Genomic DNA, 11,089 nt, shown 5'->3' on the forward strand with positions numbered 1-11,089 from the left:
CGCGCGTCGAATCCGGCCGGCTTGCTAGAATGGCCAGCCCGCACCACGGAGCCCGCATGCGCCACCTGTTCGCCTCGCTGTCCGCTTCGCTTGCCCTGCTCGTGCCCCTGGCCGTCGGCGCCGCCGGGCCAGGTCCTGCCACGCCCGCCCCGCCGGCGGCCGAGCAGGCGGGCAAGCTGTTCGAACGCGACTGGCAATGGCAGCTGCGCCGCGCACCCGAGCGCGCCACCGGCCTGGGCGAGCAGCGCCACAACGCGCTCCTGCTCGATACCAGCCTGGCCGCCCGCGCCGCCGCCCTCGAGCACGAGCGCGCGATGCTGGAAGCGGCGCGCGAGATCGACCGCGACCGCCTGGAAGGCCAGGCTCTGCTCTCCTATGAACTTTTCCTGCTCGAGAAGCAGCAGCGCCTGGACGCCGGCGCGCTCACTCCTTTCGACCCGCAGCCGCTCACCGCCTACGACGGCCTGCAGGTACAGCTGCCGCGCCTGGTGGCGCAGACGCCCTTCGCCACCGAGGAAGACTACCGCGCCTATATCGCGCGCCTGAAGGCCTTGCCCGCCCACGTGGACGGCCTGCTCGAGCAGCTGCGCGCCGGACTGAAGGCGGGCTGGCCGATGCCGAAAGCCGTGCTGCGCGGCGTGCCGGATGCGCTGCGCAGCCTGCGCGAAGGCCTGGCGGAAGGGCCCCTGGGCGCACCGTTCAAGCGCATCCCCGCGGCGATCGCGCCGGAAGTGCGCGAGTCCTTGCAGGCGGCCGGCGGCGCCGCCTTGAACGATAGCGCCGCGCCGGCCCTGCGCAAGCTCGAGGAATTCATCCGCACCGACTACCTGCCGCAGGCGCGCGACAGCATCGGCGCGTCGAACCTGCCTAGCGGGGCCGCCTGGTACGCCCTGCTGGTGCGCCAGGCCACCAATACCGAACTCACGCCCGCCGAGATCCACGCGCTCGGCCTGAAGGAAGTCGCGCGCCTGCGCGCCGAGGTCGCGGCGCTGGTGCCGCGCACCGGCTTTCGCGCCGACGCCGGCAAGTTCCTAGTGTTCGCGCGCACCGATCCGCGCCTGTTCTTTCCCGATGCCGACACCCTGCTGGGACGCTACCGCCGCGCCCTCGCGCGCGCCGCCGCCAAGCTGCCGGCGGTCGTGAGTGCGGCGCCCGCCGCCGGCCTGGCGGTCAAGCCGATGACCGTGGCCGGCCCCGGCCAGCCCGCCGCCTACTACGAAGCCGGCAACGAAGGGCGCAGCGCGGCCCTGGTGGTCAACGTGGCCGACTTGCCCGCGCGGCCGATCTGGCAGGTCGACACCATCGCCCTGCACGAGGGCCTGCCCGGCCACCACCTGCAAGCGGCGCGCGCCCAGGAGCTCGACCTGCCCGCGTTCCGGCGCCATGCCTGGTATCCCGCCTACGGCGAAGGCTGGGCCACCTATGCCGAGAGCCTGGGGCCGGAGCTGGGCTTCTTCCAGGATCCGTTCTCGCTGTTCGGCCATCTCAACGAGCAGGTGTTCCGCGCCGCGCGCCTGGTGGTCGACACCGGCATCCATGCGCTGGGCTGGCAGCGCCAGCAGGCGATCGACTACCTGAACGCCAATACCGCCAATCCGCCGGCCGACAACGAGGCCGAAGTCGACCGCTACATCGCCCAGCCGGCGCGCGCCCTCAGCTACAAGATCGGACAGCTGCGCATCCTGGCCCTGCGCAAGAAGGCCAGGGCGGCGCTCGGCGAACGCTTCGACCTGCGCCGCTTCCACGAAGCCGTGCTGGGCAATGGCGCCCTGCCGCTGCCCCTGCTCGAACGCCAGGTCGAGCGCTGGATCGCGAGCGAATCCAGGGCCCCCGCCAGCCCTCCCGCCGCGCCCCCTTCGAGTCCTGCCGGCCCTCCTCCCCCGCCCCAGGGCAAGGAATAGGCTCCCTCCGGCGGACTTGGCGGTTTTCGGTTAATCTCTGCTCCACCGCACTGGCAGTATAAGAAAGGAAACACCGTGTCGAACCAATTCAACCGCCGACTGGCCTTGCTCGACGACGACGAACATCGCGCCCTGCTGGGCCAGGGCTTGCGTGGCATCGAACGCGAAACCCTGCGCGTGGACCCACAAGGCCACCTTGCCCGCACCCCCCATCCGGTGGCGCTGGGCTCGGCACTGACGCATCCGCAGATCACCACCGACTACGCGGAGACCCTGCTGGAATTCATCACCCCGGCCGAGCACGACATCGGCCTGGCCCTGCACCGCCTGGACGCCATCCACCGCTACGCCTACGCCAAGCTGGGCGACGAGATGCTGTGGGGCGTGTCGATGCCGGGCGAGCTGCCGCCCGAGGAAGACATCGAGATCGCCTGGTACGGCAAGTCCAACCTGGGCATGCTCAAGCACGTGTACCGGCGCGGCCTGGCCCTGCGCTACGGGAAGGCCATGCAGTGCATCGCCGGCATCCACTACAACTACTCGCTGCCGGAAAAGCTGTGGCGCGTGTTCGCGGAAAACGAAGGCATCGCGGAAGAACGGCGCAACGCGCTGCGCGACTTCCAGTCCGAGAGCTATATCGCGATGATCCGCAACTTCCGCCGCCATGCCTGGCTGCTGATGTACCTGTTCGGCGCCACTCCGGCCCTGACCACCAGCTTCCTGCGCGGCCGCCCGCATGCGCTCGAGCGTTTGTCCGACGACACGCTATACCTGCCCTACGCCACCAGCCTGCGCATGAGCGACCTGGGTTACCAGAACGACGCCCAGTCCGGCCTGTGCCCGCACGAGAACAGCCTGGAAAGCTATGTCACCAGCCTGATGGATGCGGTCAACCGCCCCTACGAGCCGTATGCGGCGATCGGCACCAAGAAGGACGGCGAGTGGATCCAGCTGTCGACCAACGTGCTGCAGATCGAGAACGAATACTATTCGACCATCCGTCCCAAGCGCGTGATCCGCACCGGCGAGCGCCCGGTGCAGGCCCTGTGCAACCGCGGCGTGCAGTACATCGAGGTGCGCTGCCTGGACGTCGACCCCTTCGAGCCGATCGGCATCGCGCTCGAGACCGGCCGCTTCCTGGACGCCTTCCTGCTGTTCTGCGCCCTGGACGAAAGCCCCCTGATCAGCGCCCACGACGGCGCCATCCACGCGCGCAACTTCGCGCGCACCGTCAAGGAAGGCCGCCGCCCGGACCTGACCCTCACCCGCGACGGCCAGGAAGTGCCGCTCAAGGAATGGGCGTTGGAACTGATCGAGCGCATCCGCCCGGTGGCCGAGCTGCTCGACGACCAGCACAACGAGGGCGGCGTGCACGTTTCCTCGCTCGGCCTGCAGAAGGCCAAGATCGAGGATCCGTCGCTGACGCCGTCGGCGCGCGTGCTGGAGGAAGTGCGGGCGCTGGGTTCGGCCGCCGCCTTCGGCCTGCGCCAGAGCGCGCTGCATGCGGCGAGCTTCCGCGACAGCCCCCTGATGCCGGCCGAGGCGGCCCTGTTCGACGAGATGGCGGCTGCCTCGCTGGCCGAGCAGGCCAGCATCGAGGCCAAGGACACCGGCAGCTTCGACGACTTTGTCGCGGCCTACAACAGCAGTACGCTGTGCGGCAACCACCACTGATCCGGGGATGCCTTGCTCACCTTTTACAACGAACACCATGCCCAGCATGCGGGACGCTTCGCCTTCGTGCGCGGCGAGCTGGCGCCGTGTCCGGAACAGCCTGAGCGGGCTTCTCTCGTCCTGAAGGAATGCGAGCGGCGCGGGCTGGGTCGCATCGTCACGCCGCAGGGCGTGCCGCTGGTGTCGCTGGAGCGGGTGCACAGCCCGCGCTACCTGCACTTCCTGCGCACCGCCTGGAGCGAGTGGATCGCCCTCGATCCCGCCAACGCGGCGCGCGACGCCTTTCCCACCGCATGGCCGCTGCGCCCCGTCGCCGGCGACATCGAACCCGAAAGCTTCGACGCGCGCTTCGGACTCTACGCGATGGACAACGCCACCCCGCTCACCGCCGGCACCTGGCTGGCCGCCAAGACCGGCGCCGACTGCGCCGTCAACGCAGCCCATGCGCTGCGCATGGGCGAACGCGGCAGCTTCGCGCTCACGCGCCCGCCCGGCCACCACGCGGGTGCGGATTTCTTCGGCGGCGGCTGCTTCCTGAACAATGCGGCCCTGGCCGCCCAGCACCTGCTGGACGACGGCCTGGCGCGCGTGGCGATCCTCGACCTGGGCCACCACCACGGCAACGGCACCCAGGCGATCTTCTACGGCCGCAGCGACGTGCTGGTTGTGTCGCTGCACGCCGATCCGCGCAGCAGCTATCCCTGGTACACGGGCCATGCCCACGAGACGGGGGTGGGAGCGGGACTGGGCTACACGATGAACCTGCCGCTGGCGCCGGGCCTGGGCGGCGCAGACTGGTTCGCCGCGCTGGAGACCGCCTGCGTCAAGCTGGCGATGTTCCGCGCCGAGGCATTGGTGGTGTCGCTCGGCGCGCCCGCCTTCGGCGCCGCGCCTGATGCGCGCTTCCGGCTGCAGGGAGGCGACTTCCTGCGCATCGGCGAACGCATCGCCCACCTCGGCCTGCCGGTTGTCTTCATCCTGGAAGGCGGCGACGCGGTTCCGGAGCTGGGGATGCAGGTGGTGAACGTGCTCGAAGGCTTCGAGACCGCGGCCGAATAACTTACTTTTACTTGATGACTTCCATGCTCGACTGGCAATTCTCCAGCTTTTCCGACCTGTCCAACAAGGACCTCTACGAGGTGCTGGCCCAGCGCCAGAACATCTTCATCCTGGAACAAACCTGCCTGTATCCGGACATCGACGGCTACGACCTGGAAGCCCATCACCTGCTCGGGTGGCGGGTCGAAGACGGCAAGCGCGAGCTGGCCGCCTATCTGCGGGTGCTGGCGCCGGGCGCCAAGTACGAGGAGATGTCGCTGGGCCGCGTGATCACGACCCAGGCGGCGCGCGGGAGCGGCGCCGGACGCCAGCTGCTGGCGCGCGGCATCGCCTGCGCCGAAGCGCTGCATCCGGGCCACCGCATCCGCATCGGTGCGCAGCAGTACCTGGAAAAGTTCTACCAGAGCTTCGGTTTCGAGACCGTCTCCGCCCCTTACGACGAAGACGGCATCATGCACATCGATATGCTGCGCTGAGCAGCGGGCGGTTTATTCGACCTTGTTGAGGGTGATCTCGAACACCAGGCCCGAGTTCGGCGGCACGCCGCGGCTGCCGGCCGCGCCGTAGCCCAGGCTCGACGGCACCAGGATGGTGCGCTTGCCGCCCACCTTCATGCCGGTCACGCCCTGCTCGAAGCCCGGGATCACCGCATTGGTGCCCAGCTTGAAGCTGAAGGGGTTCGATTCCAGCTGCGCGCCCTTGAAGTCGGCGGCCGAGGCGTTGTACAGCCACAGGGTGTAGTTCAGGGTAGCGGTCTTGCCGCTGACGGCTTCCGCGCCGGTACCGACGACGTTGTCGGTCTTGGTCAGGGTGGCCGGGCTGGTGACGGCCACGCCGCCGCCGGCGGAATCACCGCCGCCGCCGCAGGCGGTCAGGGAGAGCATGGCGACGAATGCGGCGATCAGGGGGAACTTCAGTTTCATGGAAATCCTCGGCGAGAACAGGTGACTAAAAAGTTTGCGAAGCGAAACTTTGCACCTTACCGTATCAATGCCATGAAAGTGTGAAGATTTTGTATCCGATTTGTAATTGCCGCCGACGCGTTCTACCGACACTCACCGGCCGCTTGGACGCGTCGGCAGGGAACCTGCCGACCCTACGGACGAGCGTTCATATCTCGATTTGCGTGCCGAGCTCGATGACCCGGTTCGGCGGAATCTGGTAGTAGTCCGCGGCCGCGCGGGCATTGCGCGACATCATCACGTAAAGATGCTCGCGCCACGGCGCCATGCCGCGCCCCGGGGTCGAGATCACGGTCTGGCGCGCGATGAAGAAGGACGTCTCCATCATCTCGAAGGCCAGGCCCAGGTCGGCGCACTGGCGCAGGATGCCGGGGATGTCCGGCTCGTCCTTGAAACCGTACTGGACGTTGAGCTGGAAGCAGTTGTGGCCCAGCTCGACGACGCGCACCTGCTCGAGCGGCGGCACCCACGGCTCCTCGCGAATGTGCACCGTCAGGAACACCACGCGCTCGTGCAGCACCTTGTTGTGCACCAAGTTGTGCAGCAGCGCATGCGGCACGCCGTCGCTTTCGCCGCGCAGGAACAGGGCGGTGCCGGGCACCCGCACCGGCGGGGCGACGAACAGCGATTCCATGAAGGCTTCGAGCGGAATCGCGTGCTTTTCCAGGTTCTCGAACACCAGCTCGCGGCCGCGCTTCCAGGTCAGCATCAGGGTCAGCAGCACGGTGCCCAGCAGCAGCGGGAACCAGCCGCCGTGGAACAGCTTGAGCGTGGTCGACGAGAACAGCATGATGTCGATCACGAAGAAGAAGCCGGTCGCGCCCAGGCACACGGCCAGCGGCAGATGCCAGCGATAGCGCGTGACGAAGAAGGTCAGGATGGTGGTGGCCATCATGGTCGCGGTCACCGCGATGCCGTAGGCGCCGGCCAGTTCGTCCGAGGAGCCGAAGCCGATCACGGCGATCAGCACCACGCACAGCTGGGCCCAGTTCACGGCCGGGATGTAGATCTGGCCGATCTCGCTTTCCGACGTATGCAGGATGCGCATGCGCGGCAGCAGGCCGAGCGCGATCGCCTGCTTAGTCATCGAATAGGTGCCCGAGATGGTCGCCTGCGAGGCGATCACCGCCGCCATGGTCGACAGGATCACCAGCGGGAACACGCTCCAGGTGCCGAGCTGGTGGAAGAAGGGGTTGTCCACGGCGTCCGGCTGCATGATCAGGAGGCCGCCCTGGCCCAGGTAGTTCAGCGCCAGCGCCGGAAAGGCGATGGTGAACCAGGCCATGCGGATCGGCTTGCGGCCGAAGTGGCCCATGTCGGCGTACAGCGCCTCGGCGCCGGTCATCGCCAGCACCACCGCGCCCAGCGCCACGAAGGCCAGGAACTGGTTCTCCAGCATGAAGTGCAGCGCGTGATACGGGTTCAGCGCGTTCAGGATGACCGGCGCTTCGATGATGTTGATGACGCCCATCACCGCCAGGGCGCCGAACCACACCAGCATGACCGGGCCGAAGAAGCGGCCGATGCCGGCCGTGCCGTGGCGCTGCACGCTGTACAGGATCAGCAGCACGACGACCGCGATCGGCACCACGTAGTGCGACATGCCGGGCGCCGCCACTTCCAGGCCCTCGATCGCGCCCAGCACCGAGATCGCCGGCGTGATCACGCTGTCGCCGTAGAACATGGTGGCGCCCAGCACGCCGATGACCAGCAGCGGGAAGTGCCAGCCCGAGTGCTTGGTCACCGAATTGGTGGCCAGCGCCATCAGGGCCATGATGCCGCCCTCGCCGCGGTTATCGGCGCGCAGCACGAGCGTGACGTACTTGAGCGAGACGACGATCGTCAGGCTCCAGAAAATCAGGGAAACGATGCCCAGGATGTTGGGCGTGGTGAGGGGCAGGCCATGCTCCTCGTCGAAGATGGCCCGCAAGGTGTAGAGCGGGCTAGTACCGATATCGCCGTAGACAATACCGACCGCGGCCAGGGTCAGTGCGGCCAGGCTGCTTTTCTTGTTCTCAGCACTCAAGATTGCACCATGTTGTTGTTCTGGTGCGGCGCACCATAAAATATCGACAAGAAAATTGCAAGAACATTTCGTTCTGCATCATACACCTGCGCAAAATTGGCCAGCGCCAGCAGGGATCGTGCGCATCGGGGATAATGCCAGCTCAGCAAACGCCTTCCCCTCCCATGCGCTCCGGTATCCTCTCCGCCACCCTCGCCTTCCTGTGCTGGGGGCTCTTCCCTTTGTATTTCCATGCGATCGGCGATGTGCCGCCGCTGGAAATCCTCATGCACCGCGTGCTGTGGTCGCTCGGCTTCCTGCTGATTGTGCTGGCCCTGCGGCGCCAGTGGACATGGCTGGCGCTGGTGCGCCAGCCGCGCGTGTTCTTCAGTTTCCTGGCCTCGGCCTTCCTGCTCAGCGCCAACTGGCTGGCCTATATCTGGGCGGTCAACAACGGCCACGTGATCGAGGCCAGCCTCGGCTACTTCATCAATCCGCTGGTTAACATCATGTTCGGCTACGTGATCCTGAAGGAGCGCCTGCGTCCCGCCCAGTGGGGCGCCATCGGGCTGGCGGCGCTGGGCGTGGCCTGGCTGACCTGGCAATCGGGCTCGGTGCCCTGGATCGCCCTGTTCCTGGCCGCCTCCTTCGGCGGCTACGGCCTGCTGCGCAAGACCGCGGCCCTGGGCGCGCTGGAAGGCCTGTCCTTCGAGACCATGCTGCTGTTCCCGGTCGCCGCCGCCTACGTCGGCTGGCTGACGGTCACGGGCGACAACGCCTTCGTCAACACGCCCTCGGACACCACCCGCCTGCTCCTGATCGCGGCCGGCCCGATCACCGCGATCCCGCTGCTGCTGTTCGCCAGCGGCGCGCGCCAGATCCCGCTCTCGATCCTGGGCCTGCTGCAGTACCTGTCGCCCACCATCCAGTTCCTGCTGGGCGTGTGGCTGTTCCACGAAGCCTTCAGCGCCGACCGCCTGGTCGGCTTCATCCTGATCTGGTCCGCGCTGGCGCTGTTCGGCGGCGAAGGCCTGTGGCGCAGCCGCAGTGCAAATAAAGCGTGATGCGGCACCAAGAAATCCTGTGTACGGAACGGGTTCTGTCGTATCCTGTGCACCTTAAACAACACCAGAGTTAAAGCATGGCCAACTACGTCTATACCATGAACCGCGTGGGCAAAATCGTCCCGCCAAAACGCCAGATCCTGAAAGACATCTCGCTGTCCTTCTTCCCGGGCGCCAAGATCGGCGTGCTGGGCCTGAACGGCTCGGGCAAGTCGACCCTGCTGAAGATCATGGCCGGCATCGACACCGATATCCAGGGCGAAGCGCGCCCGATGCCGGGCCTGAACATCGGCTACCTGCCGCAGGAACCGCAGCTCGATCCCGAAAAAACCGTGCGCCAGGAAGTCGAATCGGGCCTGGGTGAAGCCTTCGAGGCCCAAGCCAAGCTGGAAGCCGTGTACGCCGCCTATGCGGAAGAAGACGCCGACTTCGACGCCCTGGCCAAGGAACAGGAGCGCCTGGAATCGATCATCGCCGCGGCCGACGGCGGCAACCTGAACCTGCAGATGGAAATGGCCGCCGACGCGCTGCGCCTGCCGCCCTGGGACCAGAAGATCGGCGTGCTGTCGGGCGGCGAGAAGCGCCGCGTGGCGCTGTGCAAGCTGCTGCTGTCCAAGCCCGACATGCTGCTGCTCGACGAACCGACCAACCACCTGGACGCCGAATCGGTCGAATGGCTGGAGCAGTTCCTGCTGCGCTTCCCGGGCACCGTGGTGGGCATCACCCACGACCGCTACTTCCTCGACAACGCCGCCGAATGGATCCTGGAACTGGACCGCGGCTCGGGCATCCCCTGGAAAGGCAACTACTCGTCCTGGCTGGAGCAGAAGGAAGCGCGCCTGAAGCAGGAAGAAGCGACCGAATCGGCGCGCCAGAAGGCGCTGGCCAAGGAACTCGAATGGGCGCGCCAGAATCCGAAGGCGCGCCAGGCCAAGTCCAAAGCCCGTTTGGCCCGCTTCAACGAGCTGAGCGAATACGAATACCAGAAGCGCAACGAGACCCAGGAGATCTTCATCCCCGTGGCCGAGCGCCTGGGCAACGAAGTCATCGAGTTCAAGAACGTCTCGAAGGCATTCGGCGACCGCCTCCTGATCGACAACCTGTCCTTCACCGTGCCGCCGGGCGCGATCGTCGGCATCATCGGCCCCAACGGCGCCGGCAAGTCGACCCTGTTCAAGATGATCGCGGGCAAGGAACAGCCGGACAGCGGTGAAGTCGTGATCGGCAAGACCGCCAAGGTCTCGCTGGTCGACCAGCACCGCGACGAACTGGCCAACAACAAGACCGTGTTCGAGGACGTCACCGGCGGCGCCGACATGCTGAGCGTGGGCCGCTTCGAGATGCCTTCGCGCGCCTACCTGGGCCGCTTCAACTTCAAGGGCTCGGACCAGCAGAAGCAGGTCGGCAACCTGTCGGGCGGCGAACGCGGCCGCCTGCACCTGGCCAAGACCCTGCTGCAAGGCGGCAACGTCCTGCTGTTGGACGAACCGTCGAACGACCTGGACGTGGAAACCCTGCGTGCGCTCGAAGACGCCCTGCTGGAATTCGCCGGCAGCGTGATGGTCATCTCGCACGACCGCTGGTTCCTGGACCGCATTGCGACCCATATCCTGGCCTTCGAAGGCAATTCGCAGGTCACCTTCTTCAACGGTAACTACCAGGAGTACGAAGCCGACAAGAAGAAGCGCCTGGGCGAGGAAGGCGCGAAGCCGAAGCGGATCCGCTACAAGCCGCTCACCGCGTAATACGATTCATCCAGGAAAGCCCACTTCGGTGGGCTTTTTTTACGCCCGGAAACGGAACAAGGGAATGAAGACTTCGTGTGTAGAATTCCTGCGATTAGGCCGTGCAGGCGCCTTCGTCCAGTCCTCAGCCTTGCCGTCGCTGCGGCTGCCGGGGCGTCGAAGAATCCATGACAGACTACTGCGACAACCGGGTCCCGGGTGGGACTTTCTTTTTCACAGTGCGCCTTCTCGACCGTGGCAGCGCCCTGCTGACCGAGCACATCTCCGCATTTGGCGAAGCGATGCGGCTGGCGCGGGTGCGCAAGCCCTTCCACGTCGACGCCTGGGTGGTGCTGCCCGACCATGCGCATACGATCTGGACCCTGCCTCCGGGCGACCACGACTGCTCCAGCCGCTGGCGCGCGGTCAAGATCGCGTTCTCGAAAGCCTTGCGCAAGGCCGGCATCGGCGACACCAGCGACGGGGCCGTGTGGGAGCGCCATTACCGTCACTACCGGGTGCAGGAAGCATCCGATTACGCCGCCCTGGTCGATTGGGTGCACACCGACGCCGTGCGCCACGGCCATTGCGCCGCGGCGCATGAATGGCCGTGGTCCTCGCTGCACCGCTTCCTGTCGGCGGGGCACGCGCATCCCGCACCGGACCTGATCGTGCCGCCCTGGGTGGCGCGGCCGCAGGG

The 11,089-nt window shown here is 66.8% G+C and carries 9 protein-coding genes; 7 read left to right on the forward strand and 2 right to left on the reverse strand.

What is annotated here, in order from left to right:
• The first annotated feature begins 56 nt into the window (after positions 1–56).
• From KBW98_RS18165 to KBW98_RS18180, 4 genes are all read left to right on the forward strand, one after another.
• Entirely contained in the window at positions 57–1,901 is a 1,845-nt protein-coding gene (locus tag KBW98_RS18165; protein ID WP_211521571.1) for a DUF885 family protein, read from the forward strand.
• A 75-nt stretch (positions 1,902–1,976) separates the two neighbouring features.
• Positions 1,977–3,575 carry a glutamate--cysteine ligase gene (gene gshA / locus KBW98_RS18170; protein WP_211521572.1) on the forward strand — a complete coding sequence of 533 codons (1,599 nt, stop codon included), beginning with the start codon at positions 1,977–1,979 and terminating at the stop codon, positions 3,573–3,575.
• 12 nt (positions 3,576–3,587) lie between these two features.
• Complete coding sequence (locus KBW98_RS18175) at positions 3,588–4,634, forward strand: histone deacetylase family protein (RefSeq protein ID WP_211521573.1); 1,047 nt, start codon at positions 3,588–3,590, stop codon at positions 4,632–4,634.
• 23 nt (positions 4,635–4,657) lie between these two features.
• Entirely contained in the window at positions 4,658–5,110 is a 453-nt protein-coding gene (locus tag KBW98_RS18180; RefSeq protein ID WP_211521574.1) for a GNAT family N-acetyltransferase, read from the forward strand.
• A 12-nt stretch (positions 5,111–5,122) separates the two neighbouring features.
• Here the strand turns inward: KBW98_RS18180 and KBW98_RS18185 are convergent, their stop codons facing one another.
• Together KBW98_RS18185 and KBW98_RS18190 are read right to left on the reverse strand one after the other, a co-directional pair.
• Positions 5,123–5,557 (reverse strand): FKBP-type peptidyl-prolyl cis-trans isomerase, encoded by a 435-nt coding sequence (locus tag KBW98_RS18185; RefSeq protein ID WP_211521575.1) that lies wholly within the window; start codon positions 5,555–5,557, stop codon positions 5,123–5,125.
• Positions 5,558–5,744: 187 nt separating this feature from the next.
• Positions 5,745–7,622 (reverse strand): potassium transporter Kup, encoded by a 1,878-nt coding sequence (locus KBW98_RS18190; protein WP_211521576.1) that lies wholly within the window; start codon positions 7,620–7,622, stop codon positions 5,745–5,747.
• Between the two features lie 164 nt (positions 7,623–7,786).
• Between KBW98_RS18190 and rarD the strand changes: the two genes are divergently transcribed.
• The 3 genes from rarD to KBW98_RS18205 form a co-directional block, all read left to right on the forward strand.
• On the forward strand, positions 7,787–8,665 hold the full coding sequence (gene rarD / locus KBW98_RS18195; RefSeq protein ID WP_211521577.1) for an EamA family transporter RarD: 879 nt from the start codon (positions 7,787–7,789) through the stop codon (positions 8,663–8,665).
• Between the two features lie 77 nt (positions 8,666–8,742).
• Positions 8,743–10,410, forward strand: a complete 1,668-nt coding sequence (gene ettA, locus KBW98_RS18200) for an energy-dependent translational throttle protein EttA (RefSeq protein WP_211521578.1) — start codon at positions 8,743–8,745, stop codon at positions 10,408–10,410.
• A 167-nt stretch (positions 10,411–10,577) separates the two neighbouring features.
• On the forward strand, positions 10,578–11,089 hold a 512-nt coding region (locus KBW98_RS18205; RefSeq protein ID WP_211521579.1), incomplete at its 3' end, for a transposase.

The organism is Massilia sp. ST3 (assembly GCF_018119405.1).
Lineage (GTDB): Bacteria > Pseudomonadota > Gammaproteobacteria > Burkholderiales > Burkholderiaceae_D > Telluria.